Origin of the sequence: Moraxella bovis (assembly GCF_002014975.1) — a bacterium.
Lineage (GTDB): Bacteria > Pseudomonadota > Gammaproteobacteria > Pseudomonadales > Moraxellaceae > Moraxella > Moraxella bovis.
In genome coordinates this window covers 82,957-109,559 of sequence record NZ_MUXV01000036.1, presented here as the reverse complement: position 1 = coordinate 109,559, position 26,603 = coordinate 82,957, and the positions used below count along the sequence as shown (strand labels likewise).

Sequence of the window (26,603 nt, the reverse complement as noted above, 5' to 3'; positions counted from 1 at the left end):
AAGAATTTTAGGGGGGTCATGGGGGTTCCTTTTATTTAACCAATAAATAAAAAATCATTGTGGTAATAATGGGGAATAGCCAATTAAGTATATGGGGTTCAGCACTCATTAACATTTTAATCATCCAAAATAAACGTCATCATCAAATCCACGATAGCCCATTTTTTCAATGGCGGGATAATAAGCATGGTGAATGGGCATGGAGCGAATTTTATCGTGTGCTTTGATTTGTCTTTGAAAGTATTCATAAGCCATACGACCTTCAAAGTATTGTTGTTTTTTTCGATATTCTTTGCCATGCATCATTTCAAATTTAGCGGCGGCATTTTTTGCATTAATGTAAGCCTGGGCAGAATCATTAATGCTGTCAAAATTATCGCCATTTTCTTTTTGCCATTGAATAAAGTCTTCAGTAGCCTTTGGGTAAAGAACAAACATGGCTTCACGGTATTTTTTGTAAGACAATAATGTAAACAATAAGGATAAAACAACAGCGGTCATACCAACAATAGCAAATAGAACAACTTTTAATTGGCTTACAATATCGCCCAAAAGACTTGCAAACATATTTTCTCCTTAAATTGTTTAGAAAATCACACTCAGGCGTCCCCAAGTGTGATTGTGCTAAAAAATCTGATTAGACAGAGAATAAAGCACGCTTAGCCCATTTCCAACCAACAATGGCGATACCGATTGTAATGGCAACAGCGACAACACCAACAACGGCAGTTTGAACGCCTTGAAGCTCAGTAGTTAGAGAAGATAAGTCAAGAGTTGCAGCATTAGCAGAAGTTGCCATGACGGCAACAGAGCCAAGGACAGAAGCAGGGACAACACGGCTCATCAAGCCTTGTTTTTGGGTTTGGGCAACAAGTTCGTTGCCTTTTTCGTCGTAAGTTTTAGACATAACGATTCCTTAAATTGAGTTTAACGACTTTCTAGCAATCTTATAAGCCTTGACTATCATTAGCAGTGAAGCAATCGTCAAAGAGAGTTCAAGCGATTGCGGACCAGTGATAGCCAAGTCATTGAGTGGTGATTGCAAAACCACCCAAGTTTTACAATGAACTACATTGCCACCAGAATGGGCGAAACCATCGCCATTAGCAAATGTTTCATCCAATTCGGCACAAATATAAGCCATTGCAAATCCTTAAACCTTTGGTGTTGGTTTTAAAATTTGGACGTCTGTAACAATCACTTGATTGCTTTTGCCGTTGGTAACCATCTCATAAGTGATATTGGCTTCGGCAGGGAATTTGACGTCTTTTATCTTGTCATAATTGGAGCTATCGCCCCAGGTAAATTCAGAGACAGCAAAGCCCACCTGGTCGGGTGACGGTTTCATGGCAGTTTGTACATAGATTTTTGTTGAATCGTATGTATTGCCGTTGTCTAGGGTGCCTTTGGAGCGTTTAGCCCCAAGGATGATAGGATTTGACATGGTTGTTTCCTTTTGCGTTGGTTGCTAATGACCTATTTTTAACGCTAAAAAAATAGGATTTTTTTATGGACTTGCCCACATTGGCGTAATTTTAATGCCCCACATATCAAACAATTCCTTTTCAATGTCGGTTTGTTTGGTTTTGGGCGGTGCCTTAACGTGGTTCAAAATCTTATCCAAATCAGCATATTTTGAATTTGGATTGTAGTAATTGGCACAAAGTTTTAGGCGTTTGGGGTAATAATCCTTATCCTTTTTTGTGCAAATCTTTGAAAAAATCTTTTGAAAGTCAGGGGTTTTTTGTCCGTTCATGTATGTATTAGTAAATATCTCACCAAAGGCTTTAATGTATTTGCCAAATTGGTGTCTGATAATATCTATGGCACGGTGCAAACTGATTTTTGATTCTTGTTTAATTGATTCAAATTTATCCACAATTTGGGGCGTGTGGTCGCCCTTATTCTTTTTTGCCAATTCAATCAAATCAAGGCAATAAGGGTAAGCACCGCAAAAATATTCGGTGGGATGCAGTAATATATCAAAAGGTATTAGCCTTTTTTTGGCATGTATCTCAAGCTCAGAGCGAAACCAGGGCGAGCTTGTATCGCCAAGCTGTTTGCCTTTTTCGTAGCAACGGATAACTTTTCCATTTTTGCGAGAGCCGACATACAGGGTTAAGCCCTTATTTTGTGGGTCGCCATGCTTAAATTCGCCTGCTATGGTGCATGCAGGGCGGTTACGGGTTTTGGGTAGTAAGAACATATCATTTGATTCTTGTTCATTTGCCCAATCAAAGCTACTGTATTCACCCTTGAAGTCATCATGGGCTAAGTCAATGCGTGATATTTTGCCGTCGGTTGCCACGTTATCAAGCCAGTGATGTAGTCTTAGTTCCCAGCCTTCATCAGCGAGCTTACAGCCCATGCCAGTTAAGCCCAAAAATACCGTTTCATTTTGCCCACCGATACCAATGTTTAATAAAATCTCATTTTCGGGGGAATAAACGGTATAGCCTTGTTTGTAGTAGTGAATGCCAGCATTTTTTGGGATAATAATGCCAAACATATCGCCAAAGATATCTGATAAGTCCAAAGCCATGGCAGAGATAACCATGCCATTTAGTTGTTCTTTTTGTTCGTTATCCAAGTCCAATCTAAACAAGTCTTTGGCAGTGGTGCCAAGCTCATACATTTGCTTATTTGTAAATGTTTCCACGGAGCAGACAATATTAAGGGCATCAATAACCACATATTCGCCTTTTGTTGGTACACGTAAGGGCAAAAGGTGCGTTTCACCGCCTATTAATATTATCTGCTCTTGCACGGTTGATATTGTTTCTAGCATTGTTGAGTTCATTTGTTTTTCCACATTAAAACGTTTTGTAACGTACGGTGCCAAGTCTTGTACAGTGGTTAGTTTTGTTTACGCCGTATTACATAAGGCGTAAACCCAAAAATTTGGGTATTGGGTTTTGGTTTGTCTTTTTTATCTTGTCTTTGGGCTTTTCGTTTGGTTTTCGCTACTCTTTGTATATTGGGGGAACAAAATAAGCGGTTTTTGTGCTTTTTGTTTTTGGGCGTTCCCCTGACGGGTCGGGCTTTTCGCTTCAATCCTTTTAAGCCAAAGTATTATTTTTCTAAGCAAAATTTCATTCTTTCTACCGAGAAATGAAATTTATCTAAGAAAAATATATCCTTTGTTTAAAAGATATTTCCGCTTCAATCCCTAACGCATCCAGGGCGGAGTAACGTACTAAACATAGGGTATATTCTTAACACTTGGGGGCTACACCCCCAAACCCCCGTGAATCCTTTTAATCATTAATTTAAAAAGCAAAATTAATGATTAAAAGGATTGATGATTCATTTATCGGAAGTCATCCAACAATCAAAATGAAAATCGTTGTATGATTCTTGATGTCCTAACGGTTCGCCACAGAATTTACACGGTGTTTGGTCGCCGTAAATTTCTTCTAAATTGTCATCTTTGCAGTTGTCGCAGAGTTCAAATTCACTATTGGGAGGAATGCTTGTGCCACAAACCATGCAATCCCAGTTGTCAGGTGAATGGTCTAAATAGTCATCATCAAAGTCATCATCAAAATCATCATCAAAGTTCATAATGCACCTATTAAAAAAGGCGGTAACACTGCTATAATAAGAATGCAAACCCAAATTAAAGAGTGTTACCATGAGTGAACAAATTGCAATTATCAGAGATGATAAAATCATCAAAGTAATGCCGAAAAGCGAATATGACAATGAAGTCATATTAAATCATCAATTCTTAAACCAACAGCCGATATACGTCGAGCCACAGACAGAGACACAAACACAAACACAGGCGGTAATGGTTGCTAGTAGCGAGCCTATACTAAGCGAAACGCTACAAACCAGAATGGTAGAACCGTTCCAAAAATTTGCCTTGTTGTTGGTTTTTGGTCTTGTTGTTTTTGTTGCCGTGATTTTTGGCTACAAGAAAGTGACTGGAAGGCGACCCAGTAGGGAAGCCATGAACTTTTTGCAAACCATAATTGTTGTCATGGCATTTTTTGCCTTTATTAAGCTTATGTAAAAAAGAGTCGCCCCGCCCCAAAAGGGGCGATGTGGAAGGGCGACAAATATTCAAACTTCAAAAATGGTGGTAGCCCTGTTATACTGTTATGTTGCGAAAATTAACAAGTGATAGGGGCGACCATGAGCGAAACTGTCAATTTATCAGCACTGGCGTTTATTTTTGGAGTTGGTGCTTTTGCCATATCGCTGATATGCGTGTATGCGGTTATTAAAAAACCACACCAAGAGCAAGAGCAAAAAGAGATTGAAAAAGAAGTAGAGCATGATTTATTTAGCAAGAAAAATATATTTATGCAAGTAATACAAATTCTACTTTGGATATCTCTCGTTGTTTCAATCGCCAATTTACTGAGCAAAATTTTTTAAAAAATCCGCCCCACCCCATAGGGGTGGATGTGGATGGCGGAAAACTGTAAAATTAGGTGCTTAGGCGGTGTTACAGCACCCCTAAGCTGATTAAAGCCCACAACCAATTTTTGGAGATATTACTGTTAAACTTGCCAAGATTTTCGGTTAGGGGTATAATCGGAATTTATACACCGATTTTGGATTAAAATCCATTTTTGGATTATTCATAATCAAAAAATAATCCATATTTGGATTTAATACAATAATAATCCATTTTTGGATTTTTTGCAATGGAGTTTACAAAATGTTACAAAACTTAATTAAGCAAGCAGAAATAAAGGCAGGTTCACAAAAAGCATTAGCATGTAGGTTTGATGTGCTTTATCATCGCTTTGGAGATTATAAAGCAGGGCGGAGAACGCCTGATGACGCACTTATTTTTAAATTAGCGGAGTATGTAGGGCTTGACCCAATGCAGGTATTTTTTGCTGTAAAGGCAGAGACAGACCCCGAAAATGGGGAGTTATGGAATAAATGGCGTGCCTGGCGGGAATTGAACCCACGACCTTTGGCTTCATAGACTTCGTTGTTTATTTTGACAAGGCAAAAGCCCTTGCATTTTTCCAATTGGTTCCCCATAGGTGCGTTTTAGGCGGTTGATGTCTCTGATAGCACCCATTTTGGCAAAGCAATCTTTACCAGTAATGGGTGGTATGATGTCAAAATTCATGGGTTATTTTACCATTTTTTTAAAGCGGTTTGGGTCTGCATTGTAAAACAATCACTCCCCATGCTTATCTTCAAATGCCTGATGTTCGGCTTGATATAACTTGCCCAGTCGCTCTTGGGTGGGTTTGTCAAGCAGTTCTCTGGCTTCTTTAACAAACTCATTTTCTTCTTCTTTTAAATGGTGCAAGGTCTCATCAATAAGCTCTTGTGCCGTCTTAAAGAATCGCTCGTCCCCTGTTCGCCCATCGGACAGCACCGCCATCATCTCGTCCATCTCATGATGTTCGGCAATGGCGTGGCGAGAGAGTTCTAACCCATCATCAAACGCCATCACAGGCACATACAGATGACGCTCTTCGGCGGCGGCGTGGGCTTCTAGCTCATTTTTTAGGGGGATAAAGGCACTCTCTGCTTTGGGGCGGTCTTGTTGGGTGATGGCATGTTGAAAATCTTGACACAGCTTACGCTGAATGTCGTGATGATGAATGAGTGTACTAAAAATGTCTGACTGGCTCATGGCTTGTCCAATAAATAAAAGAGATATGATGGCTAGTAAGTATAATCATCATAACAAAATAAGCCATGCTTGACAACGCAAGCCCGCCCATCTGTACAAAACAGCGACATTTTAAAATAAGTAATTACAAAAAAACCGCCCCGTAAAGAGCGGTTCGGGGGCATGACACACAATTATTTGCGTTTTTTACCGCCTTGCACGGCTTTAAAACGGGGGTTGGATTTGCAAATGACAAAGGTGCGACCACGACGGCGAACCACTTGGCAATCTTCGTGGCGGGTTTTGGCGGATTTGAGTGATGATAGTACTTGCATGATACTCTCCTGTCAGAGCTGGGATAAATAAAATGTTATAATATACCAAAAATAAGCAAAAAACAAGAGAATTGAGAATAATTCTTGTAAATTATTCGTGTAAAGGGGGGTTAAAATTTGCCCAATCTTAAATTAAAATGGTAACTTACTGATTGTTGGTTATTTTTTTCTATAAATTCATCCAAAATATCATCAATAAACAATGCTCTTTATTTTAAAATTGATAACAAGTGTTTTATCTCAGTGCTTTTTTTAATTATATCTAACGAATTTGATATTTGCCACAGGATTTGTAGGGGCATGTTGAACACGCCCTTGATGATGTAATGATTTTATCGGACGTGCAGAGCCAGTCCCTACGCCCACATATTGTAAATTTGTGGTAATTTTAAAGTTCTTTATTTATATAATGATGGATGATTAAGTCATCTTGCCCTAACTTGATGATTTAAACCTAACCTAGCCATATCACGGAGAAAATGATGAAATTATCTTATCTACTGCCTGCTGTCTTGTTATTCGCCAGTACCGCCCATGCAGAGAGCTTAAACAGCCTAGCCAATAAACAAGCCAATAAAACGGTACACGCCATGAATCAAGAAGAGATAGAGCATAATGGCGAAGATGCCTATACGTAGGCATTGTCGCAAAAAGACATTATTTATGCTGACATCAATAAAGATGGCAAAAAAGATGCGATAGTCTCACTGTATTATTGCGAAGAGCTAAACTGTCATAATACCACAGGCAGTTTTGAAGTGGCGACATTTTTGGCAACGGGAAAAAATCAATACAAAAAAGGCGATGTGCATTCGGCAGAATTATCAGGCAATGTTAAAGTGGTCAATGGCATTATCCATGTTACAGAAGTATCTTATGCCGATAGCGACCCGAGCTGTTTCCCGTCAAAAAAGCGAACGGTTAAACTAAAATCAAATAATCAAGGCAAATTGGTTAAAGTGAAATAATTCTGCCAAGTCTATCTATAAAAAGCCCTGTTCTAAGACAGGGCTTTTGGATTTTTATTACGCCCAACGCCTAAACACCAAACTACCATTCGTCCCGCCAAAGCCAAAGCTGTTCGAAATGGCATAGTTCACACCACTCACCGCCCTTGCGGTATGGGGAATATAGTCAAGCGTACAGGCAGGATCTGGGTTGTCTAGGTTGATGGTGGGGGGTAGGGTTTGGTGCTGTAAGGCAAGCACGGTAAAGATGGCTTCTATCGCTCCTGCCGCCCCGAGCAAATGCCCTGTCATGGATTTGGTGGAACTCACCAAAATGTTTTTACCAAATAGGCTTTCAATCGCACTGCTTTCTGCCACGTCCCCTGCGGGCGTGGACGTGCCGTGGGCATTGATATAGCCGACTTTGTCGGTACTGATACCGCCGTCTGCTAAGGCGTTTATCATCGCACGTTTTGCCCCGTTACCGTTTGTTGGTGGGGCGGTGATGTGGCTTGCGTCATTGCTCATACCAAAACCTGCCACTTCTGCCAAAATCGTTGCCCCACGAGCCTTAGCATGAGCAAGGCTTTCTAGCACCAACGCCCCTGCTCCGTTCCCAAGCACAAAGCCATCTCTGTCCTTATCAAAGGGGCGAGACGCTCGGGTGGGTTCATCGTTGCGAGTGGATAGGGCGTGCATTGCCCCAAAGCCCGACAGTCCAAGCGGTGTGCTTGCCTTTTCGCTACCGCCCACCAACACCGCATCCAAATCGCCACAGGCGATGAGCCTTGCCCCAAGCCCGATGGCGTGCGTGGATGTGGTGCAAGCGGTGGACGTGGCAAGGTTCGCCCCTTTTAGGTTATGGCGAATGGCGATGAGTCCTGCGGGCATATTGACAATGGAGCCTGGGATGATAAAAGGTGAGACTTTTTTTGCCCCGTTATCACGCAGGGTATCTCGGCTATTCTCAATGGTTTGTATGCCACCAATCCCTGACCCCATCACCACACCAAATCGCTCGCTGTCCACATTAACAGGCAAACTTTCGCCCTTAATGCCATCTATCAGTCCAGCGTGATACAAGGCTTGGGCGGACGCAACTTGGGCGTAGTGCACAAACTCATCAAAACGGCGAATCTCTTTGGGGTTCAAAAACTCTTCGGCATTAAAATCCTTAACCAGCCCTGCAATCTTTGAGCGAAACTCACTCATCTCCAAGCCGTCAAAATCAGGTATGGCACGAATACCGCTCACGCCATTTGTTAAGTTTGCCCAAATGGTGTCCAAATCATTGCCCACAGGGGTAATCGCCCCCATGCCTGTGATGACCACTCGCTCGCTGTCGGCTCGCTCAAAATGAGGTTTTTTCATCGTTATATTCCTTGCAAATGTTTTTGAAAAATTTGTTTACAATTTAAAGAGGGTATTGTAACAAGATTTTTTTAAAAATAGAAGTTTACAAGTGTATTATTTTGTAAAATAAAACTGCCATAAATAGCATTTAACCCCATCATTTTTGGGTGGCGTTGTCATGAAGGTTAAATTGTTTGCGAAATTCATGGGCTGTAACACCTTGCCATGTCCTAAAAAACTTAGCAAAATGGGTGCTTTCACCAAAACCAAGCCGTTCGCCGATTTGTGTTATTGTCAAATCACTGTGGACAAGCAGTCGTTTGCTCTCCAATAATAACCGCTCAAAAATCAATGTTTTGGCGGTTTTTTGGGCGTGGGTTTGGCAAGCGGTGCTTAGTGATTTTGGTGAGCAGGCGAGCATTTTGGCATAAAATTGTACTTGATGATGAGTTTGATAATGTTGCTCTAATAATGCCAAAAACGCCTGATGACGAACCAAACTTGGGCTGTTGGTCAGCGTTGCTTTGCCAAAACAGCACTGTAAATATAATAAAAATGCCGATAGCTGATGTTGTAAAAACGCCACCTTTGTGGTCAAGTCGGTCATGGTTAAGCCAATTTTTAACACTTCGCCAAAATTGTGCAGGGCGATTTTTTCTTGCTCATCAAAGACTTGCACGGACGGAAAAGTCTCACACGACACCGATTTTACCAAAAATTCATCTCGCCAAGTCAAAATAAAACCATCAAAACCGTCGGTGTGGTTCATCTTGTGTAGCTGGTGGGGGCGGATAAATACCGCTTGCCCTGCGGTGGTGGAAATTTTTTCAAAATCAATCACTTGCTCGATGGTGCCACTGGTGCAAAAAAACCAAATAAAAAAATCAAAACGGTGTGTTTTGTCCATTTGTGCCATCAGATTGCGATGATAATCGTCAGCGTTGGCGTTTAGTTTACTGATGAGTCCACAATTAAAATTGAGTGAGAATTGGCGTGGTGGAATGAGTGGTATGTCAAAATTTCCCATTTTTACCCTAAAAAAGTATGATTTTGACCTATTTTAATAAAATTTTTGTCAGTATAATAGCCATTCTTTGTATCAATATCATCAAAAATACACGATGGCGGATAATGCCCAACTGCCTCATGGGTATTAAGGTGTTGTTGCTTAATTTGACCCAGTTAGTTTATCTAAGCTGATTTGTCTGGGTGAATTTATGGGCGAATTTACCCAAAACCCATTTATCTAAATCAATTTATCCAAACCCAATTTTAAGCTCATTTATCCCAATCAACAAACCCTATGGCACTTCAAGACAACGGCTACATTTATAAACCTGATGAACAGCCTTTTATGGCTGGCTCGCCTGCCTCTCCGATTCACACAGGCAAAAGACAGCTTGCTTATGTGTTGATTGGGCTGTTATTGATTTTTTGTGCAGGGTTACAAAACGGGCTTTTGACCGCCAACATGGGGGCGGTGCGTGGTGAGCTTGCCTTAGACACCATGCAGGGCATTTGGGTGCAGTCGGCATATTTGATGGGCAATGCGGTGATGGGCATAATGTGGCTAAAAATTCGCCAACATTATTCTTTACAAAAGTTTGTTCGTTGGACGCTGATTTTGATGTTTGTGAGCAATGTGCTCCAAACTTTTGGTGGTCGCTTTGAGCTCGAACTCGTCGCTCGTTTTATCATGGGTGTGGGAACGAGCGGGCTTTTGACGCTGGGTATGTTTTATGCCATGCAAACTTTTCGGGCAGGCAAGGCACTCATTCCACTGGCGTTATCAGCAGGGCTCATGCAGGCGGTGTCAAGCCTTTGTTATATGATGTCGCCCACGCTACTGGCGGACGGCAATGTGACAGCGATGTTTGTGTTTCAGCTTGCCATCACCCTCATTTGCCTATCTGCTGTGCTGTATTTGCCCCTACCAAAAGGCTATCACGAGCCTGCTTTATCATGGAGAGATTGGCTCAGTTTTGGGCTGTTTTCGGCAGGGGTGGCGTGTCTTTGTGCGTATTTGAGTTTGGGGAATGTGGTGTGGTGGACGACCACTTGGCTGGGGTTTTTCTTGGCGTCTGGGGTGCTCTTTTTGGGGCTAGCGTTGTGGCTGGAAGCCTATCGTGACAAACCACTCATTAACTGGCATTGGATTTCTGCTCGGCAAATCAGTTTCTTTTTGCTCATGGCAATGCTGACACGACTGTTTACGACAGAGCAAAGCGTGGGGGCAGGGGGTGTTTTGGCGTTGATGGGGTTAAGTAGTGAACAGCTTTATGGGTATTATAAACTCATTTTTATCTCCTCTTTATTTGGACTCATACTAAGTATCATCACCCTAAACCCCAAAGATGTTCGCCGAAATACCATGATAGCCCTGCTGGGGATTGCGGTGGGGGCATATTTGGACATCGGTGTGTCGTCCGTTACGCCTGTCAGTCATTTTTATGTCAGTCAGTCATTGATTGCTTTTGCGACCTTTTATTTTGCAGGACCTGTGATGTTGGAGGGCATGGTGAGAGCGATTGCCGAAGGGGTAGAGCAGATAGCGGGCTTTGTGGCGGTGTATTCGGCGACACAGGTGTTTGGCGGGCTTTTGGGGAATGCCATTTTTGGGGCATTTGTGCAAATTCAAACACAAGCCCACCTACAAAACCTGCTTGCTCAAATCACCCTCGATGACGGCACCATCACCACCGCCAACTACGCCCAAGCGGTACAAATGGCAAATCTAGAAGCAAGAATCTTGGCATATAACGATTTGTTCTTTTGGGTTTGGGTATTTGCCAGTTTGGGCTTTGTGGTGTCTTTTGTCTTTTGGGCGTATCGCCGTTACCATCAAATTGATGTGCTAGAAGTGGAAATGCAAAAATTGCAAGCCTATTTGGCAGACCCCAATCGAGGCAGACGATGATGGTTAAGTTATCAAGGGCGTTATTTGCCCCATCACCAATATTTAATTAAAAACCAAATAAATGCAATAGAGTAAAAAATGACGCAATCTACACCAATACAAAATGAAGAACCCCAAACAAACCCAAATGAGCCACAAACTTGGCAACCCAAAAAGAAATCTCCCTTGAAGAAATTGTTGGTGCTAGGTCTTTTGCTCTCGGGCGTGATGGGGATTTTGTATGCTTATCAATTACCACCTTTTTCTCCCAATTATATCGAGACCAACAACGCCTACATTCGTGGTAAGGCGACCGTGATTAGTCCCAAAGTGGGTGGCTATGTCAAGGAAATTTTGGTGCAGGATTATGAGTGGGTGGAGGCTGGACAACCGCTTGTACAGATTGAGACGGAGCAATATGAGATGAAGGTGGCTCAGGCGAGTGCAGGCGTGCTTGCCCAAGAGACGGCATTGCAAAAAATCAAGCAAGCCCAAACTTCGGCGGTCGCTAACATCGCCGTCATGGACGCAAACATCAGCTCGGCACAGGCAACCCTTGCCAATGCACAGGCACAATTTGGCAGAATGGCAGAGCTGATTAAGATAGACGCTGTGTCTCGTCAAGCCTATGATGACGCCCAAACCAATGTCAAAAAAGCACAGTCGGCACTTGCCCAAGCCATTGCTCAGAAAAAAGCCTCTGAACAGCAGGCGATTGATGTGAAGGTGAATGAAAAAAGTAATCTGGTGGCGATTGACAATGCCAAAGCAGGGCTTGAACTTGCCAAATTGGATTTGGAGCAGACCTTGATAAAATCACCCATCAGCGGACAGCTTGGCGAGATTACCGCAAAGACAGGGCAACTGGTGGCGGTGGGGACGAATTTGATGACGGTGGTACCACCTGATTATTGGCTGATTGCCAATGTCAAAGAAACCGAAATCGCCCAAATTGGCATAGGGTCACTTGCTCACATTGAGATGGACGCTTTGGGCGGAAAAACCATATTAACGGGCAAAGTTACTCAAATCGCCCCTGCCACAGGGTCGGAGTTTAGCACCGCCAAAACCGACCCCAGTACGGGTAATTTTATCAAAATCGCTCAAAGAATTCCTGTCAAAATTGAGTTTGACCCTAATCAAAGTGCGGTAAAAAATGTGAGTATGGGCATGTCGGCGGTGGTAAAAATCGATAAAGTCAATGAGGTTGCTGTTAAATGACGATGGTTAAAAAAACGCCATTTTCTGATAACGGCGTTTTTGTGGGTAGTGGTGGTTAAGTTCGAACTGCAACACCTTGATTTTTAAGGTAACTTTTAAGCTCGCCAATCTGTATCAACCCCTTATGAAACACACTTGCCGCCAACGCTCCGTCCACATTGGCTTGCACAAATACATCATAAAAATGGCTCATTGCCCCCGCCCCACCTGACGCAATCAGTGGCACAGCACAAATTTCACGCACTTTGGCAAGCTGTGCCACATCGTAGCCAGCCCTTACGCCGTCTTGGTTCATCACATTTAGCACAATCTCGCCCGCCCCCAAATTTTGGACTTCACGCACCCAGTCCGCCACCTGCCACTCAGTTTTTTTGGTCTTTTTTTCATCGCCTGTATATTGGTTTACCCAATAAATCCCCGTGCTTTTATCGTACCAACTGTCAATGCCTACCACCACCGCCTGCACGCCAAAGCGTTTGGCAAGCTCGGCAACCAGACTTGGATTTTCAAGGGCGGGCGAATTGACCGAAATCTTGTCCGCCCCATATTCAAAAATCACTTCGGCATCGACAAGCGTACGAATGCCCCCCGCCACACAAAAGGGAATGTCAATGACCTGTGCCACTTCACGTACCCACGCCTTGTCCACCGTCCGTCCGTCTGACGATGCCGAAATGTCATAAAATACCAGTTCGTCCGCCCCTTCATCGCTATAAAACTTGGCAAGTGGCACAATGTCGCCAACAATCTCGTGATTTTTAAATTGCACGCCTTTGACCACTTGTCCATTTTTGACATCAAGACAAGGAATAATGCGTTTGGCTAATTCATTTTTTTGTTTTAAAGTTTCTAAAATCAACATTCTATCGCTTCCTTTAAATAAACTTTCCCTTCTAATAACGCTCGCCCAACAATAATACCACTCACGCCTGTATTTTTAATCGCTTTAATATCATCAAGATTGCCAATACCGCCCGATGATTGGATTTTTAAAGTGGGGTATTTTTTTATTAAGTCTTGATATAGGGCAACATTAGAACCCGTTAATGTCCCGTCTTTGCTAATATCGGTACAAAGAACATGAACCAAGCCCACTTGCAAATATTCATTGATAATATCATCAAGCAATACCCCGCTATTTTCTTGCCAACCGCTAATGGCAATATAGGGGTTATTGTCAATGACATTGACATCAAGGGCAAGGACAAATTTATCCGCCCCATAAGTATTAAACCACGATTTAACCAAAGCCTTTTCTTTAATTGCCAATGAACCAATTACCAACCGTCTTGCCCCAATGTCAAATAAGGCTTTGATTTCGCTCTCATTTCTAATACCGCCCCCGACTTGAATGTCGGCACTCGTTTGTTTAATGATTTGTCCAATCAAATCAATTTGGCGTTTGTTTGGGTCTTTTGCCCCTGTCAAATCCACAAGGTGCAAATAATTTGCCCCATCGTTAATATATTCTTGGAATTTTTTAATCGGGTCAAAGTCATAACTCGTTTGTTTGGCATAATCGCCTTGATGTAAACGCACAATTTGCCCGTCTATTAAATCAAGTGCGGGGATAATTAAACTCATTGATATATTCTCCATCATTTGTAAGGTGCGTAATACGCACCGTTTTTGGACTTAATATTTTTTTAAAATGTGGACTTTGCGGGCAAATTATATTCGCCCCTATGATTTAAATATTCTCCACAAAGTTTTTTAATAATTGTAAACCAACCTTGCCAGATTTCTCTGGGTGAAATTGCATTCCAAAAAAATTGTCTTTATTGACAATGGCACTAAATGCCTGCCCATAATAGCTTGTGGCAAGGGTAAATTCATTGACACCCATTGCATAACTATGAACAAAATAAACAAAATCGCCATTGTTAATGTTTTTAAACAAAGGATTATTTATCTCATCAAAATACAGTTTATTCCAGCCCATATGCGGTAAGGGCAATTCACCCACTTCTAGTTTATGCGTATTGTTGGCAATTAAATTTAGCGTGTTAATATTGGCAGTTTGCCCCTCAAGAGAATACTCGCCCAATAATTGCATTCCCAAACAAATGCCAAGCGTGGGTACTTTGATTTGTCTAATGGTATCAATTAAGCCTTTTTTGCTAAGTTCATTCATTGCAAATTCAGCCGTTCCCACCCCTGGTAATACTATCTTTTCGGCGGATAAGATGATTTCTTTATCGTCCGAAATAATCGGGGTAATACCCAAGCGTTCAAAGGCAAATTTAACCGAAGTTAAATTGGCACAGTTTGTGTCTATGATTACTAATTTCATTTTTTATCCTGTTTAATTAAAATCATATCATTCATTTATTTTAATTTTTTGGTGTGTAGGGGCTTAGCTTGGCACGCTCTGAAAATAATATTCTGATAACTGGGCGTGTGCAACACGCCCCTACAAATCCACTCAAAAAATAATCAATAAACAATTTAAAAATCACAAAACCCCTTTACTACTCGGTAATTCATTCCCTTCAATTCTAATACATTGTCTGAGTGTTCTGCCAAACACTTTAAATAAACTTTCTATTTTGTGGTGGTCATTGTCGCCTTTGACTTTTAAATGCAAAGTTGCCATCATTGCATACGCAAGCGATTGAAAAAAATGTTCGGTCAATTCGGTGCTAAAATCACCCACTTTGTCTCGGCTAAATTTGCCTTTAAATTTTAAAAATGGTCTGCCCGATAAATCCATCGTGCATTCGGCACGGCATTCGTCCATTGGCAAAACAAAGCCAAAACGGGCAATGCCTTTTTTATCGCCAATCGCTTGTTTTAATGCCTCCCCAAATGCAATGGCGGTGTCTTCTACCGAATGATGTTCGTCAATCCACAAATCGCCTTTGCAGTCAATGGCGACTTTAAATCCACCGTGCGTGGCAATTTGGTCTAACATATGGTCAAAAAAGCCAATGCCTGTTTTAATGTCATTCACACCTGTTTCATCAAGCCAGACTTGCACTTTAATGTCAGTTTCTTTGGTTTTACGGATAACTTCGCCATAGCGTTTTTGGCGTTCGCCAATATTAGTTGTCGCTTGCCTCAATAACTTTTCGCTAATTAACGCCCAATTTAAATTATCAGGATTGTATTTAAGTCCAACAATACCCAAATTATTCGCAAGCTCAATGTCGGTATCTCTATCGCCAATCACAAAGCTACTCTCTTTATCAAATAAATTATTATCAATATAAGATTGTAATAGTTTGGTTTTTGGCTTTCGGCAGTCGCAATCATCGTCTTTAAAATGCGGACAAATCAAAATATCATCAAAGACAATGCCTTGTGATGTAAAAATATCCAGCATTTTATTGTGCGGTTTGTCAAAATTTTCTTGGGGAAAACTGTCTGTGCCCAGCCCATCTTGATTGGACACCATCACAAGGCGATATTTTTTTTGTAATGCCAACAGGGCGGGAATCACACCTTTTTCTAACTTTAATTTTTCCAAACTGTCAATTTGAAAATCGGTTTTGGGTTCGTCAATTAAAGTGCCGTCTCGGTCAATAAATAGAGTAGGTTTCATTTGTTGTTCCTTTAAAAAATAACTTGGGTTTAAGCGTAAGGTGCGTAATACGCACCATTTAGGGTTCTGATTTTAAAGGGTGCGTGGTACGCACCTTACGAGTTCAAAAATTAAAATTTCTTTAACGTATTAATTAACGCCAAATTTTCATCTTGTGTACCAATGCTAATACGAATACAATTTGCCAAATTTAAGGCGGTATGTTGGTTTCGGACAATAATGCCTTGTTCCCAAAGTTTGTCAAACACCGCTTGACCATCTTTAAGTGTTACCAAAATAAAATTGGCAACACTTGGGTAAATGTTTTGTACAATTTCTAAGTTTGATAGTTCATTTTCCAGCCAAGTTTTATTATCGAGCGTAATTGCAAATTTATCTTGCATTGCTTGAATGCCAATATCTGATAAAGCAAGTTCGGCGATTGATACACAAGGCGTGGGAATGGGATAAGGGGCGATGATTTTTTGTAAACTTTGGATAATCCATTCATTTGCCAAAACAAAACCACAGCGAATGCTTGCTAAGGCAAAGGCTTTTGAAAGCGTGCGAATGATGATTAAATTATCAAAATGATTTAATTCATCTACAATACTGTTATCCAAACAAAAATCAATATAGGCTTCATCAACCACCACAACCGCTTTGTTTTTGGTCATATCAAGTAATTGAATAATAACATCTTTGTTTAATAAATTGCCCGTTGGGTTATTGGGACTGCAAATAAAAATAACTTTGACTTTATCCAAATTATTTTCAATTTCAGCTAAATTTAATTGAAACTCAGCCGTTAAAGGTATGGTTTTGGTATTGATATTAAGCGTATCGGAGCTGACCTTATACATTCCATAAGTGGGCGGACAATAAAGTACGCTCTCATCATTTTCACAAAAGGCACGGATAATCAGCTCAATGCCTTCATCGCCACCCCGAGTGATTAAAATTTGATTATTATTCACCCCTGCATAATTGGCATAGGCAGTTATTATGCTTTGCGGTTGTGGTTCAGGATAGCGATTTAAATTTTCCAAAGATAAATTGGTTAATAATTCATTGGGCGAAATAGGATATTCATTGGCATTTAACCAAATAGTGCCATTACCGCCAATTTTACGGGCGGATTGATAGGGGGTTAAGGTTTGTACGCTTTTTTTAATTAAGGTTTGCATTGTATTTTTTCCATTTTTACATTTAAAAAAATAACCATTTTAATTCATTGGCGTGTAGGGGCGAATTGCAATTCGCCCTTAAAAATCCGTTAAAATGATAATTTATTCCCCCAATTCTTTTAACCGCACTTCTACCGCCAATTTATGAGCGTCTAACTGTTCGGCACTTGCCATTGTCGCAACGGTGTTCGCCAAATTTTTAAAGCCGTCCACGGACAATTCTTGCACGGTCATTCGTTTATAAAAGTCCGCCAAACCAAGCGATGACTGGGTGCGGGCGTAGCCATAAGTCGGCAAGGTGTGGTTGGTGCCACTGGCGTAGTCGCCCATACTTTCAGGCGTGTACGCCCCCAAAAACACCGAGCCTGCATGGCTGATGTCGTCCAGATATTGACGGGGATTGTCGGTATTGATAATGAGATGCTCAGGGGCGTAACTGTTTGAAATTGAGACACATTCTGTCAAATTATCAGCGATGATGATACGGCTTTTGGCAAGGGCAAAGCGTGCGGTGTCGGCTCTTGGCAGGCTTTTTAATTGTGTGTCAATCTCGCCCAAAACCTTATCGGCTAAGGCGTGGCTGTCGGTCAGTAAAATCACTTGACTGTCCGCCCCGTGTTCGGCTTGCGAGAGTAAATCGCTTGCCACAAAGCTAGGATTGGCAAAATTATCCGCAATTACAAGTACTTCCGATGGGCCTGCGGGCATGTCAATGGCGACACCGTCCGCCATCGCTTGGCGTTTGGCTTCGGTAACAAAGGCGTTGCCCGGCCCAAAGATTTTATCCACTTTGGGAATGCTGTCCGTGCCGTACGCCATTGCACAAATCGCCCCCGCACCGCCTACCGAGAAAATCTCGTCCACGCCACAGCGTTTGGCGGTGTATAGAATTTCATCGCAAATCGGGGCGGGCGAGCAAAGGACGATTTTTTTGCACCCTGCGATTTTGGCAGGAATGGCAAGCATCAAAACCGTTGAAAACAAAGGAGCAGAGCCTGCTGGAATATACAGACCCACTTTTTCAATCGGGCGAGTGGCGACAGAACAGCGAACGCCTGCCATTGTTTGGGTGTCAATGGGCGTGGGGATTTGGGCGGTGTGAAATTTGTGAATGTTGGCATAAGCGGTGTCAATGGCGGATTTTAGCTCGTCTGATAGGGTGTTTTGGGCATTGTCAAGTTCGCTTGGAGCGATTTTTAGGCTGTCCAATTTGACTTTATCAAACTTTTCGGCAAGGGCAAACAGAGCAGTATCCCCTTGATTTACCACTTGATTTTTAATATCAGCAACAATCGCGGTAATCTCATTGCCAAGCGTTTGGGCGGGGCGAGTTAGGGCGGTTTGGCGTTCTGTTTGGCTTAGGTTTTTCCAGATTAGGGTTTGCATAGTTTTCTCTTTAAAATCAGTTAATTAGGTGTAATTGGTAAGGTGTGTGCTTTTTTAATAACCGTATTCACCATTTAAAAAATCATTGTCCAAAACGGTGCGTGCTACGCACCTACGATTGATGATAAATTATTGAATTAAATCATCATTTTTTCAATGGGCAACACCAAAATAGAACTTGCCCCCATTGCTTTTAAATTTTCCATCGTTTCCCAAAACAGCGTTTCTTGGCTGACAATGTGCACCGCCACTTTGCCGTCATCTTGAGCAAGGGGCAAGATGGTCGGATTTTCGGCACAGGGCAGAAATTTGACAATCTCAGGGAGCTTGTCTTTGGGGGCGTGGAGCATAATGTATTTGCTTTCTTTGGCTTGCTCTACGCCTGTTATTCGAGTTAGAAGTTTGTCCACAAGGGCTTGTTTTTCGGCGGATAATGGCTCGCTTTTGACAATTAGGCAAGCCTTTGAGCGGTAGATAACTTCCACTTCTTTTAAGCCATTGGCTTCTAAGGTTGCCCCGCTGGAGACCAAATCGCAAATGGCGTGGGCTATCCCTGCACTGGGGGCGACTTCTACCGAGCCTGTCAGTAGGCAGTTTTTGAAGGGGACGGTATTGTCGTCCATATATTTTTTTAACAAATTGGGGTAGCTGGTGGCAATGCGGGCGTTTTTTAGGCTTGCAAGTGATTGATAATCAAAGTCCTTTGGCACGGCAAGCGACAGACGGCATTCGCCAAATTCAAAGACTTTAAGTTTGTTAAAGCTGGCGGTTTCGCCCTTGTTTTGGCGGTCAAGCTGGCATTCGTCCAGCACATTTTCGCCCACAAAACCCAAATCCGCCACGCCATCAAACACAAGGGCGGGAATGTCATCGTCTCGCACCCGAAGTAGTTCAATGGGCTGATTTTTGGCATAGACGATGAGACGGTCTTTGTTGTAATGAAATTTGATACCGCAGGCTTTGAGTAGCTCTTGGCAGTCATCGCTTAGGCGACCTGATTTTTGAATGGCGATTTTTAGACGATTCATAATTTTTCCTTTAAGATTAAAAAACAAAAAACCCTTGAAATTGCTTTCAAGGGTTGATACCGTCTTTTGTGCCATCGCCTTGAAAGTCTTTTTTCTTTCAAGCAAAGCCACACGCCCAAAAGAAATTTAGGAGTGATGGTGATGATGACGAGTGGCGATAACGGGGTAATTCATGATAAATAAGATATAAAAAGTTTTTTAATATAGGCGTTATCATAAGATATTTTTTGCTAAATGGCAAGCGTTATTTTTGTAAAATGTTTGATGCTTTTTAAATTGGTGATGGGGTATGCTTGTATTTTCACCTTATTTTATAATTGACTCTGGTTCAAAAAGTATGTTATAAAGAAAACCATTCGTGGTGAGCCATGCCTGCTCATAACGATTTTCCTACTTGCAGGCAGGCTCAGGGGGGAACGGAAAACCTAGTTTGGCATACTTTTTGGACTAATACCTTATAATTTAATAAAAACGGTAACAATGGCAAGCATGCCCTAATGTTTACATGTCCCAACCATGACCATAAAATCCCCCAATCGCTTGGGGGATTTTATGGTCATTTGTTAAAAGACAGGATTATTTGCGGTCTTTCACCTTAACAAAGGCACGGTGCATCTCGCCAGTATAACGCTGACGTGGACGACCGATTTTGAAGGCTTCTGAGTGCATTTCTGTCCAGTGAGCAATCCAGCCTGCCGTGCGAGCTAGGGCAAAGATAACAGTGAACATAGACGTTGGAATGCCAATCGCTTTTAGGATGATGCCAGAGTAGAAGTCTACGTTTGGATAGAGCTTACGCTCAATGAAGTAGGGGTCGTTTAGTGCGATTTTTTCTAGCTCCATAGCAAGGGCAAGCTTGGGGTCATTTACGCCCAAGGCACCTAACACTTCATCGCAAGTCTCTTTCATGACTTTGGCACGGGGGTCAAAGTTCTTATAGACACGGTGTCCAAAGCCCATGAGCTTGGCTTCTTTGGTCTTAACTTTTTCCATGAATGGAGCAACATTTTCGATAGAGCCAATCTCATCAAGCATGGTCAATACCGCTTCGTTGGCACCACCGTGTGATGGCCCCCATAGGGCAGCGATACCTGCTGCGATACAGGCATAAGGGTTGGCACCTGTTGAGCCTACCAAACGTACGCTTGATGTTGATGCGTTTTGCTCGTGGTCAGCGTGTAGGGTAAAGATTTTGTCCATCGCTTTGACCAGTACAGGGTCTGGCTTGTAATCTTTGTCACCAGGGGTGGCAAACATCATATATAGGAAGTTTTCGGCGTAGCTAAAATCCTTGCGTGGATACATGAACGGCTCGCCAATTGAGTATTTGTAGCTCATGGCAGCAAGCGTTGGGGCTTTTGCAATCAAGTCCACACAAGTATCATCACGATGCTGTGGGTCTGAGATGTCTAGGTGGTTGTGATAAAACGCTGACAACGCACCGACCACGCCAAGCATAATCGCCATTGGGTGGGCATCACGGCGAAAACCTTCAAAGAATTTACGCAACTGGTCATGTACTGCCATGTGGCTTGTGATGCGTGCGTAGAATTTGTCTTTTTCTTCGGCATTTGGCAAGTCGCCATAGAGTAGGGCGTAGCAGACTTCTAGGTAGTCGGCATTGTCCGCAAGCTCGTCAATGGCATAGCCACGGTGCAAAAGCTCGCCTTTGTCGCCGTCAATATAAGTGATTTTGGATTCTACTGGGGCGGTCGCCATGAATCCTGGATCATATGTCCAAAGACCTGCTTTTGCCACCGCACTTACGTCCAATACAGGGCGACCCAAGGTGGATTCTAGGACTGGCATTTCATATTCCGTGCCATCAACGACTAATTTCACTTGTTGTGTCATAATAATAACCTTAATTTAACGGTGCCTAAATCCTGACCCAAAAGCCTTATCCTGCTTGGTTTGGGCTAATTTGGCATTGTGAATTTGCATGCTGGCAGGTAACCGAGCATGATGTCCTTGGTCTTGTTGGTCGCTGAATTCCTTGCAACGTGCGTCCGTTTGCCAAAGCAAAGGCATATTGCTCATCATCGCCATCAAGTATCATGATGATACAAAAACTTTGCCAAACTTACAAGCCCTAGCACGATAAATTCCTTAAAAAATTGTAATTAATCTCCAAGCCCTTACACTCATTCACTTTTTTGCCTAAGCTTATCTTGCTCCGACCGTCCAAATCGTAAAAACCTTAGCCATCATACGGATTTTTGACATATTTTGTAACAATATTATCGTCAAAGTGGTTCAAATTTTAGCAAAAAATTTGACGTCAGTTACATAAAAGTTGTAATTTTGTTTGTAAAATTTGTTCAAGCGTTTTATAATTTATCTGTTTAACTTGGCAGGTCATTTTAAAAAACGATAATCAATTTCATTGTCAATAGGGTAACACGACATTTGATAAATTTTGTAATAAGTTTTGTGATAATTTCACAAAAAGTTTGGTAAAAGTCTGTGAAATTTTACTGATAAATACTCTCAAATGTGCTGTTTGGACAAGGTTTTTAAAAGATTAAAGATTTTTAATGATTTGTAAAAGTAAAAATAGCGAAGTGTTTAAGCCTGATGGCTTTTGCATGGTTGCTTGGCACGCTGACACTGCGTGACACAAGCGACATTGATTTAACGCTGTGTTCAGACTTCTTATTTTTAAAGACAGCCTGACGGTGTGATTTTTTGCGTTTAAAAATTTAAAATATCCTTAATATACTCATGCCAAATCATTTAGGGTGATTTACTAGATTTGGCAGATTAAAATCAAAACCGATGTTTTAAGTTTTTAATTTTACAATTGAAAGGCCGTTTTGTATTTTAATTGTGGCAAAAATCACCCAAAAAGCCAGCTCTCCTTGCCGTCTTGTTCGTTTTGTACGGCTCATTTTGATAAGGACGCCCGCTCGTGAAAGATAACCGACCGATTAACTTACCCCTAAGTCAAGTGATTGCGGTGAACTCAAAGTCCCCAATCGCTATGGCTTCTATTTTGCACCGTGTATCAGGCATTGTGCTGTTTTTGCTTGTGCCTGTCATGCTGTGTATTTTACAGACGTCACTGTCATCGCCAGAAGGGTTTGAGACGGTGCTAAATAATATCGCCCTTAGGTTTGTGGCGTGGATTTTTGTGGCGGCAACCGCTTACCATTTTGTCATGGGAGTTAAGCACTTACTTGCTGACCTTGGCATGAACGAAGAGTTCAAATCAGGTAAGACGGCGGCGATTGTGAGCTTTGTTATCGCATTTGCCTTGATTATTGCGTCCTTTGTGTGGGTGATGTTCTAATGAAAAGAAACAATTCAGGCATTAAAAGTGCCACAGGTCTGACAGGTTCAGGCTCTCGTGATTGGGTGCTACAACGTATCAGTGCGGTGGTGCTTGCCCTTTATTCTGTGGTGTTGGTAGGATTTTTCCTATTTAATCAAGTGGATTATCAAGCATGGCATGGCTTTATGATGAGCTTGCCCATGAAGTTATTTAGCCTTGTGGCGATTTTGTCGCTCGTGTTTCACGCATGGGTGGGTATGTGGACGGTATTTACCGACTATGTCAAATCGTCAGGCTTGCGTATTGCTCTACAAGGCGTGGTCATCGTTGCCATTTTGGCGTACCTATTTTGGGGCGTGATGATTTTTTGGTAATTTTCCAAAATCGTCCTTCTTAAATATTCATAGGAAAAATAATTATGGCATTAGCACCAGAAAAACCCATTGAAAATATCCCCACCCTAAACTTTGACGCGGTCATCGTTGGCGGTGGCGGTTCAGGCATGAGAGCGTCTTTACAGCTCGTTGAAGGCGGTATGAAAGTTGCCGTTTTGACCAAAGTATTCCCAACCCGTAGCCACACTGTTGCCGCCCAAGGGGGTATCGGTGCGTCATTGGGTAACATGAGTCCTGACAACTGGCATTTTCACTTTTATGACACCGTCAAAGGCTCTGACTGGCTGGGCGACCAAGACGCCATTGAATATATGTGCCGTGAAGCCCCAAAAGTCGTGTACGAGCTTGAGCATATGGGCATGCCGTTTGACCGTAACGCAGACGGCACGATTTATCAGCGTCCGTTTGGTGGACACTCTGCCGAATACGGAGCAAAACCTGTTCCCCGTGCGTGTGCGGCAGCCGACCGTACAGGACACGCTCTTTTGCACACTCTGTACCAAAAGAACCTAGAAAAAGGCACGCAGTTTTTTGTGGAGTGGATTGCCCTTGACCTTATCAAGGACGCTGACGACAACATTAACGGCGTGATTGCCCTTGACCAAGAAACAGGCAACATCTCGGTATTCCAAGCCCAAACAACCGTACTGGCAACAGGTGGTGCAGGACGTATTTTCCGTGCCTCAACCAACGCCTACATCAACACAGGGGACGGTCTTGGCATGGCGGTGCGTGCAGGTATTCCATTACAAGACATGGAATTTTGGCAATTTCACCCAACGGGCGTGGCAGGAGCGGGCGTGCTTTTGACCGAAGGCTGTCGTGGTGAAGGTGCGATTTTGCGTAACAAGCATGGTGAGCCGTTCATGGAGCGTTATGCACCGACACTAAAAGACTTAGCCCCCCGTGATTTCGTCTCTCGTTCTATGGACCAAGAGATTAAAGAAGGTCGTGGCTGTGGTCCGAACGGTGACTATATTTTGATGGACATGACGCATTTGGGTCTGGACACCTTGATGAAGCGTTTGCCGTCTGTGTTTGAGATTAGTCATAACTTTGCTAACGTGGACATCGCCAAAGAAGCGGTGCCTGTTGTGCCTACCATTCACTACATGATGGGCGGTATCCCAACCAACATTCACGGTCAAGTAACCGTGCCTGTGCTTGACGGTCATGTGGACGAACAAGGTCTATATACCGAAGGTCGTGTGGTCAAAGGCTTGTACGCCATTGGCGAATGTGCGTGCGTGTCAGTACACGGTGCAAACCGCCTAGGCACGAACTCGCTACTTGACTTGGTGGTGTTTGGTCGTGCGGCAGGTCAGCATATCCTAGATGAATTTGCCAAATCAGACCGCAGTTATAAGCCACTTGACCCACGAGTGTTGGACTACACGCAGTCTCGTCTTGACAAGCTACAAAACTCTACCGAAGGCTACAACGCCCAAGAAGTTGCCGATGAAATTCGCAATATCATGCAGTCTCACGCTGGGGTGTTCCGTACGCAGGCACTTATGGATGAAGGTGTAGAAAAAATCATGGCACTGGCTCCAAAAGTTGCCCAAATCCACCTAAAAGACAAATCAGCCGTCTTTAACACCGCTCGCATTGAGGCACTCGAAGTTGCCAACCTTTACGAAGTGGCAAAAGCGACCATGCTATCAGCGTCCTTGCGTCATGAATGCCGTGGGGCTCACAGCGTGCTAGATTATGAAAAGCCAGAAGATGACAGCTACGCCCCACTAGGACGTAACGACCATGAGTGGATGAAACACACGCTTTGGTACTCTGAGGATAACCGTGTGATTTATAAGCCTGTACGCAAACAGCCTTTGACTGTGGAGTATTGTGAGCCACGAGTGCGTACGTTCTAATTTTGACAAATTGATAAGTTGGGTGTAAAAGCCCAACTTATATAGATGATTTGCAAAATGTATCATTTCAAATTTAAATTAGGTCTTTTTTAACAAAAACAGTTAAAAATCCCAAATTCCCAATGGAGAAACCCATGAGTCGAGGCAAACGCATTGTAGAGATTTATCGCTACGACCCAGACAAAGACAAAGCCCCTTATATGCAAACATATGAGATTGAGCTACTAGATACCGACCGTATGTTGCTTGACGTATTATTGCGTCTTAAAAAGATGGACGAAACCTTGACATTCCGCCGTTCATGCCGTGAGGGTATCTGTGGCTCGGATGGTATGAATATCAATGGCAAAAACGGTTTGGCGTGTCTTATCAACATGAACACCTTGCCCGAGAAAATCATCGTTCGCCCCCTACCAGGTTTGCCAGTCATCAAAGACTTGGTGGTGGACATGAACCAATTCTACGCCCAATACGAAAAAGTTCATCCATTCCTAATCAACTCACAACCCGCTCCGCCAAGAGAGCGTTTGCAGTCGCCAGAAGACCGTGAGAAGATGAACGGACTTTATGAGTGTATCTTGTGTGCGTGCTGTTCTACGTCTTGTCCGTCATTTTGGTGGAACCCAGATAAGTTCTTGGGGCCGTCAGCCCTGCTTAACGGCTACCGCTTTATCATTGACAGTCGTGATACCGACACTCAAGCTCGTTTGGCCAGGCTTGATGACCCATTTAGCTTGTTCCGCTGTCGTGGTATCATGAACTGCGTGTCTGTCTGCCCTAAGGGTCTAAACCCCACTAAGGCTATCGGTCATATCCGTAATATGCTATTGGATACGGCGGGTTAATCACGCTTTTCACACTTTGATGTGTAGCATGGGTAATTGGATAAAACCAGTTACCCATTTTATTGGGTGTTTATGTGCCAAAATTTTTAAAAATTTTCTTAAAAACAATGGGTTATTTTATCTCCTTATTGCTGACGTATGGCATACTGATGACCTGTGCGACTTTTTTACCAAGCCAAATAAGTAAATATAAGCTCACCAATGATGAGCCTGCCATTGATATTTATGTGATTTCTAATGGTGTGCATACGGATTTTGTGCTACCAACTGTCAGTAGTCAGATGAACTGGACAAGCGTCTTTGACCCAAGCCCCAAGACGGCATGGCGGATAACTGGGTGAGTATCGGGTGGGGCGATAGGGATTTTTATCTAAATACCCCCACGTGGGCGGATTTGCAAGCGGATACAGCGTTTAATGCCTTGTTTGGGCTTAGTACGTCTGTGTTGCACGTCAGTTTTGAGCCTGACAAAACGGTACAAACCTGCCAAAAATGTCGCAAAATCACCCTAACACCCCACCAATACCAAGGTATCATTGCCCATATTCGTGCCACTTTGCCTGCCGAGCGACCATTCGCAATCAGTAATGCACGCTATTGGCATAATGACGCTTTTTATCCTGCGGTGGGTAGTTATAATGCCTTTTATACCTGTAATTCGTGGGTCAATCACGGATTTCAAAAAGCCGATGTCAAAACCGCCCTATGGACGGTGCTGGATATAGGGGTGATAAAAGAGCGATAAG

33 protein-coding genes and 1 other annotated feature are annotated in these 26,603 nt (G+C 42.7%); of the genes, 13 read left to right on the top strand and 20 right to left on the bottom strand.

Going from position 1 to position 26,603, the window contains the following annotated elements; all coding sequences use genetic code 11:
* Positions 1 to 120: 120 nt before the first annotated feature.
* From B0182_RS09525 to B0182_RS09500, 6 genes are all read right to left on the bottom strand, one after another.
* A complete protein-coding gene (locus B0182_RS09525) occupies positions 121 to 567 on the bottom strand; it encodes a hypothetical protein (protein ID WP_078274716.1) in 447 nt (148 codons plus the stop codon).
* A 70-nt stretch (positions 568 to 637) separates the two neighbouring features.
* Positions 638 to 907, bottom strand: a complete 270-nt coding sequence (locus tag B0182_RS09520) for a major capsid protein (RefSeq protein ID WP_078274715.1) — start codon at positions 905 to 907, stop codon at positions 638 to 640.
* A 9-nt stretch (positions 908 to 916) separates the two neighbouring features.
* Positions 917 to 1,144, bottom strand: a complete 228-nt coding sequence (locus B0182_RS09515) for a hypothetical protein (protein WP_078274714.1) — start codon at positions 1,142 to 1,144, stop codon at positions 917 to 919.
* Positions 1,145 to 1,153: 9 nt separating this feature from the next.
* A complete protein-coding gene (locus tag B0182_RS09510) occupies positions 1,154 to 1,444 on the bottom strand; it encodes a hypothetical protein (protein ID WP_078274713.1) in 291 nt (96 codons plus the stop codon).
* Positions 1,445 to 1,507: 63 nt separating this feature from the next.
* Positions 1,508 to 2,800 carry a replication initiation factor domain-containing protein gene (locus B0182_RS09505; RefSeq protein WP_078274712.1) on the bottom strand — a complete coding sequence of 431 codons (1,293 nt, stop codon included), beginning with the start codon at positions 2,798 to 2,800 and terminating at the stop codon, positions 1,508 to 1,510.
* A 506-nt stretch (positions 2,801 to 3,306) separates the two neighbouring features.
* Complete coding sequence (locus B0182_RS09500) at positions 3,307 to 3,564, bottom strand: hypothetical protein (RefSeq protein ID WP_078274711.1); 258 nt, start codon at positions 3,562 to 3,564, stop codon at positions 3,307 to 3,309.
* Between the two features lie 70 nt (positions 3,565 to 3,634).
* Here B0182_RS09500 and B0182_RS09495 point away from each other — a divergent pair, with 70 nt between their 5' ends.
* The 3 genes from B0182_RS09495 (at position 3,635) to B0182_RS09485 (ending at position 4,948) form a co-directional block, all read left to right on the top strand.
* Positions 3,635 to 4,018 carry a hypothetical protein gene (locus B0182_RS09495; protein WP_078274710.1) on the top strand — a complete coding sequence of 128 codons (384 nt, stop codon included), beginning with the start codon at positions 3,635 to 3,637 and terminating at the stop codon, positions 4,016 to 4,018.
* Between the two features lie 122 nt (positions 4,019 to 4,140).
* Positions 4,141 to 4,386, top strand: coding sequence for a hypothetical protein (locus tag B0182_RS09490; protein ID WP_078274709.1), 246 nt, complete (start codon positions 4,141 to 4,143; stop codon positions 4,384 to 4,386).
* Positions 4,387 to 4,672: 286 nt separating this feature from the next.
* On the top strand, positions 4,673 to 4,948 hold the full coding sequence (locus tag B0182_RS09485; protein WP_078274708.1) for a hypothetical protein: 276 nt from the start codon (positions 4,673 to 4,675) through the stop codon (positions 4,946 to 4,948).
* Here the strand turns inward: B0182_RS09485 and B0182_RS14365 are convergent.
* The 3 genes from B0182_RS14365 to ykgO form a co-directional block, all read right to left on the bottom strand.
* The gene (locus B0182_RS14365; protein WP_158079680.1) at positions 4,943 to 5,098 is read right to left on the bottom strand and encodes a hypothetical protein; all 156 of its coding nucleotides are present in this window, start codon (positions 5,096 to 5,098) and stop codon (positions 4,943 to 4,945) included. The two genes, B0182_RS09485 and B0182_RS14365, sit on opposite strands and share 6 nt — an antisense overlap.
* A 51-nt stretch (positions 5,099 to 5,149) precedes the next feature.
* Positions 5,150 to 5,614, bottom strand: a complete 465-nt coding sequence (locus tag B0182_RS09480) for a hemerythrin domain-containing protein (protein ID WP_078274706.1) — start codon at positions 5,612 to 5,614, stop codon at positions 5,150 to 5,152.
* Between the two features lie 173 nt (positions 5,615 to 5,787).
* Positions 5,788 to 5,928: a type B 50S ribosomal protein L36 gene (gene ykgO, locus B0182_RS09475; RefSeq protein WP_029103571.1), complete on the bottom strand. Its 141-nt coding sequence runs from the start codon at positions 5,926 to 5,928 to the stop codon at positions 5,788 to 5,790.
* 482 nt (positions 5,929 to 6,410) lie between these two features.
* Here ykgO and B0182_RS14360 point away from each other — a divergent pair, with 482 nt between their 5' ends.
* Entirely contained in the window at positions 6,411 to 6,566 is a 156-nt protein-coding gene (locus tag B0182_RS14360; protein ID WP_158079679.1) for a hypothetical protein, read from the top strand.
* Between the two features lie 3 nt (positions 6,567 to 6,569).
* A complete protein-coding gene (locus tag B0182_RS09470; RefSeq protein WP_078274704.1) occupies positions 6,570 to 6,896 on the top strand; it encodes a hypothetical protein in 327 nt (108 codons plus the stop codon).
* A 57-nt stretch (positions 6,897 to 6,953) separates the two neighbouring features.
* Here the strand turns inward: B0182_RS09470 and fabF are convergent, their stop codons facing one another.
* Positions 6,954 to 8,246 (bottom strand): beta-ketoacyl-ACP synthase II, encoded by a 1,293-nt coding sequence (gene fabF, locus B0182_RS09465; protein ID WP_078274703.1) that lies wholly within the window; start codon positions 8,244 to 8,246, stop codon positions 6,954 to 6,956.
* 139 nt (positions 8,247 to 8,385) lie between these two features.
* Positions 8,386 to 9,255, bottom strand: coding sequence for an AraC family transcriptional regulator (locus B0182_RS09460; RefSeq protein ID WP_078274702.1), 870 nt, complete (start codon positions 9,253 to 9,255; stop codon positions 8,386 to 8,388).
* Between the two features lie 276 nt (positions 9,256 to 9,531).
* Here B0182_RS09460 and B0182_RS09455 point away from each other — a divergent pair, with 276 nt between their 5' ends.
* A complete protein-coding gene (locus tag B0182_RS09455) occupies positions 9,532 to 11,145 on the top strand; it encodes an MFS transporter (protein WP_078274700.1) in 1,614 nt (537 codons plus the stop codon).
* A 165-nt stretch (positions 11,146 to 11,310) separates the two neighbouring features.
* Positions 11,311 to 12,345 carry an HlyD family secretion protein gene (locus B0182_RS09450; protein ID WP_158079678.1) on the top strand — a complete coding sequence of 345 codons (1,035 nt, stop codon included), beginning with the start codon at positions 11,311 to 11,313 and terminating at the stop codon, positions 12,343 to 12,345.
* Between the two features lie 55 nt (positions 12,346 to 12,400).
* On the opposite strand, the gene hisF is transcribed toward B0182_RS09450, so the two are convergent.
* The 9 genes from hisF to B0182_RS14355 all read right to left on the bottom strand — a co-directional run bounded on the left by hisF (position 12,401) and on the right by B0182_RS14355 (position 21,509).
* Entirely contained in the window at positions 12,401 to 13,207 is an 807-nt protein-coding gene (gene hisF, locus B0182_RS09445) for an imidazole glycerol phosphate synthase subunit HisF (protein WP_078274697.1), read from the bottom strand.
* Positions 13,201 to 13,929 (bottom strand): 1-(5-phosphoribosyl)-5-[(5-phosphoribosylamino)methylideneamino]imidazole-4-carboxamide isomerase, encoded by a 729-nt coding sequence (gene hisA / locus B0182_RS09440; protein WP_244893671.1) that lies wholly within the window; start codon positions 13,927 to 13,929, stop codon positions 13,201 to 13,203. Before hisA ends, hisF begins: the two co-directional genes overlap by 7 nt.
* A gap of 106 nt (positions 13,930 to 14,035) precedes the next feature.
* The gene (hisH, locus tag B0182_RS09435; protein ID WP_078274694.1) at positions 14,036 to 14,638 is read right to left on the bottom strand and encodes an imidazole glycerol phosphate synthase subunit HisH; all 603 of its coding nucleotides are present in this window, start codon (positions 14,636 to 14,638) and stop codon (positions 14,036 to 14,038) included.
* 162 nt (positions 14,639 to 14,800) lie between these two features.
* Positions 14,801 to 15,889, bottom strand: a complete 1,089-nt coding sequence (hisB, locus tag B0182_RS09430) for a bifunctional histidinol-phosphatase/imidazoleglycerol-phosphate dehydratase HisB (protein WP_078274692.1) — start codon at positions 15,887 to 15,889, stop codon at positions 14,801 to 14,803.
* A 110-nt stretch (positions 15,890 to 15,999) separates the two neighbouring features.
* Positions 16,000 to 17,055 (bottom strand): histidinol-phosphate transaminase, encoded by a 1,056-nt coding sequence (hisC, locus tag B0182_RS09425; protein ID WP_078274691.1) that lies wholly within the window; start codon positions 17,053 to 17,055, stop codon positions 16,000 to 16,002.
* Between the two features lie 102 nt (positions 17,056 to 17,157).
* Positions 17,158 to 18,441: a histidinol dehydrogenase gene (hisD, locus tag B0182_RS09420; protein WP_078274690.1), complete on the bottom strand. Its 1,284-nt coding sequence runs from the start codon at positions 18,439 to 18,441 to the stop codon at positions 17,158 to 17,160.
* A 137-nt stretch (positions 18,442 to 18,578) separates the two neighbouring features.
* Positions 18,579 to 19,469: an ATP phosphoribosyltransferase gene (gene hisG, locus B0182_RS09415; RefSeq protein ID WP_078274689.1), complete on the bottom strand. Its 891-nt coding sequence runs from the start codon at positions 19,467 to 19,469 to the stop codon at positions 18,579 to 18,581.
* Between the two features lie 22 nt (positions 19,470 to 19,491).
* Positions 19,492 to 19,614, bottom strand: a sequence feature (His leader region).
* A 431-nt stretch (positions 19,615 to 20,045) separates the two neighbouring features.
* The gene (gene gltA / locus B0182_RS09410; RefSeq protein ID WP_078274688.1) at positions 20,046 to 21,323 is read right to left on the bottom strand and encodes a citrate synthase; all 1,278 of its coding nucleotides are present in this window, start codon (positions 21,321 to 21,323) and stop codon (positions 20,046 to 20,048) included.
* A gap of 15 nt (positions 21,324 to 21,338) precedes the next feature.
* Positions 21,339 to 21,509, bottom strand: a complete 171-nt coding sequence (locus B0182_RS14355; protein WP_158079677.1) for a hypothetical protein — start codon at positions 21,507 to 21,509, stop codon at positions 21,339 to 21,341.
* A gap of 871 nt (positions 21,510 to 22,380) precedes the next feature.
* On the opposite strand from B0182_RS14355, the gene sdhC reads away from it, so the two are divergent.
* The 6 genes from sdhC (at position 22,381) to B0182_RS09375 (ending at position 26,602) form a co-directional block, all read left to right on the top strand.
* Positions 22,381 to 22,761: a succinate dehydrogenase, cytochrome b556 subunit gene (sdhC, locus tag B0182_RS09400; protein ID WP_078274686.1), complete on the top strand. Its 381-nt coding sequence runs from the start codon at positions 22,381 to 22,383 to the stop codon at positions 22,759 to 22,761.
* Entirely contained in the window at positions 22,761 to 23,117 is a 357-nt protein-coding gene (sdhD, locus tag B0182_RS09395) for a succinate dehydrogenase, hydrophobic membrane anchor protein (protein WP_029103419.1), read from the top strand. Before sdhC ends, sdhD begins: the two co-directional genes overlap by 1 nt.
* 41 nt (positions 23,118 to 23,158) lie before the next feature.
* Positions 23,159 to 25,012: a succinate dehydrogenase flavoprotein subunit gene (sdhA, locus tag B0182_RS09390; RefSeq protein ID WP_112741702.1), complete on the top strand. Its 1,854-nt coding sequence runs from the start codon at positions 23,159 to 23,161 to the stop codon at positions 25,010 to 25,012.
* Between the two features lie 134 nt (positions 25,013 to 25,146).
* Positions 25,147 to 25,857: a succinate dehydrogenase iron-sulfur subunit gene (locus tag B0182_RS09385; protein WP_078274684.1), complete on the top strand. Its 711-nt coding sequence runs from the start codon at positions 25,147 to 25,149 to the stop codon at positions 25,855 to 25,857.
* Positions 25,858 to 25,931: 74 nt separating this feature from the next.
* The gene (locus tag B0182_RS15225) at positions 25,932 to 26,198 is read left to right on the top strand and encodes a DUF2459 domain-containing protein (protein WP_112741703.1); all 267 of its coding nucleotides are present in this window, start codon (positions 25,932 to 25,934) and stop codon (positions 26,196 to 26,198) included.
* Positions 26,180 to 26,602 carry a DUF2459 domain-containing protein gene (locus B0182_RS09375; RefSeq protein WP_078274682.1) on the top strand — a complete coding sequence of 141 codons (423 nt, stop codon included), beginning with the start codon at positions 26,180 to 26,182 and terminating at the stop codon, positions 26,600 to 26,602. Before B0182_RS15225 ends, B0182_RS09375 begins: the two co-directional genes overlap by 19 nt.
* Position 26,603 lies beyond the last annotated feature (1 nt).

Bases quoted from the DNA above. Each gene is read 5' to 3' on its own strand.
- B0182_RS09520 (WP_078274715.1), bottom strand. From the start codon at position 907: ATGTCTAAAACTTACGACGAAAAAGGCAACGAACTTGTTGCCCAAACC.
- B0182_RS09505 (WP_078274712.1), bottom strand. From the start codon at position 2,800: ATGAACTCAACAATGCTAGAAACAATATCAACCGTGCAAGAGCAGATA.
- B0182_RS09480 (WP_078274706.1), bottom strand. From the start codon at position 5,614: ATGAGCCAGTCAGACATTTTTAGTACACTCATTCATCATCACGACATT.
- hisB (WP_078274692.1), bottom strand. From the start codon at position 15,889: ATGAAACCTACTCTATTTATTGACCGAGACGGCACTTTAATTGACGAA.
- B0182_RS09385 (WP_078274684.1), top strand. From the start codon at position 25,147: ATGAGTCGAGGCAAACGCATTGTAGAGATTTATCGCTACGACCCAGAC.
- ykgO (WP_029103571.1), bottom strand. From the start codon at position 5,928: ATGCAAGTACTATCATCACTCAAATCCGCCAAAACCCGCCACGAAGAT.
- hisC (WP_078274691.1), bottom strand. From the start codon at position 17,055: ATGCAAACCTTAATTAAAAAAAGCGTACAAACCTTAACCCCCTATCAA.
- B0182_RS09500 (WP_078274711.1), bottom strand. From the start codon at position 3,564: ATGAACTTTGATGATGATTTTGATGATGACTTTGATGATGACTATTTA.
- B0182_RS09495 (WP_078274710.1), top strand. From the start codon at position 3,635: ATGAGTGAACAAATTGCAATTATCAGAGATGATAAAATCATCAAAGTA.
- hisF (WP_078274697.1), bottom strand. From the start codon at position 13,207: ATGTTGATTTTAGAAACTTTAAAACAAAAAAATGAATTAGCCAAACGC.
- hisA (WP_244893671.1), bottom strand. From the start codon at position 13,929: ATGAGTTTAATTATCCCCGCACTTGATTTAATAGACGGGCAAATTGTG.
- B0182_RS09490 (WP_078274709.1), top strand. From the start codon at position 4,141: ATGAGCGAAACTGTCAATTTATCAGCACTGGCGTTTATTTTTGGAGTT.
- B0182_RS09525 (WP_078274716.1), bottom strand. From the start codon at position 567: ATGTTTGCAAGTCTTTTGGGCGATATTGTAAGCCAATTAAAAGTTGTT.
- fabF (WP_078274703.1), bottom strand. From the start codon at position 8,246: ATGAAAAAACCTCATTTTGAGCGAGCCGACAGCGAGCGAGTGGTCATC.
- hisG (WP_078274689.1), bottom strand. From the start codon at position 19,469: ATGAATCGTCTAAAAATCGCCATTCAAAAATCAGGTCGCCTAAGCGAT.
- B0182_RS09510 (WP_078274713.1), bottom strand. From the start codon at position 1,444: ATGTCAAATCCTATCATCCTTGGGGCTAAACGCTCCAAAGGCACCCTA.
- B0182_RS09455 (WP_078274700.1), top strand. From the start codon at position 9,532: ATGGCACTTCAAGACAACGGCTACATTTATAAACCTGATGAACAGCCT.
- B0182_RS14365 (WP_158079680.1), bottom strand. From the start codon at position 5,098: ATGAATTTTGACATCATACCACCCATTACTGGTAAAGATTGCTTTGCC.
- B0182_RS09375 (WP_078274682.1), top strand. From the start codon at position 26,180: ATGGCGGATAACTGGGTGAGTATCGGGTGGGGCGATAGGGATTTTTAT.
- B0182_RS09485 (WP_078274708.1), top strand. From the start codon at position 4,673: ATGTTACAAAACTTAATTAAGCAAGCAGAAATAAAGGCAGGTTCACAA.
- hisD (WP_078274690.1), bottom strand. From the start codon at position 18,441: ATGCAAACCCTAATCTGGAAAAACCTAAGCCAAACAGAACGCCAAACC.
- sdhD (WP_029103419.1), top strand. From the start codon at position 22,761: ATGAAAAGAAACAATTCAGGCATTAAAAGTGCCACAGGTCTGACAGGT.
- hisH (WP_078274694.1), bottom strand. From the start codon at position 14,638: ATGAAATTAGTAATCATAGACACAAACTGTGCCAATTTAACTTCGGTT.
- B0182_RS14360 (WP_158079679.1), top strand. From the start codon at position 6,411: ATGAAATTATCTTATCTACTGCCTGCTGTCTTGTTATTCGCCAGTACC.
- B0182_RS09460 (WP_078274702.1), bottom strand. From the start codon at position 9,255: ATGGGAAATTTTGACATACCACTCATTCCACCACGCCAATTCTCACTC.
- B0182_RS14355 (WP_158079677.1), bottom strand. From the start codon at position 21,509: ATGAGCAATATGCCTTTGCTTTGGCAAACGGACGCACGTTGCAAGGAA.
- B0182_RS09515 (WP_078274714.1), bottom strand. From the start codon at position 1,144: ATGGCTTATATTTGTGCCGAATTGGATGAAACATTTGCTAATGGCGAT.
- gltA (WP_078274688.1), bottom strand. From the start codon at position 21,323: ATGACACAACAAGTGAAATTAGTCGTTGATGGCACGGAATATGAAATG.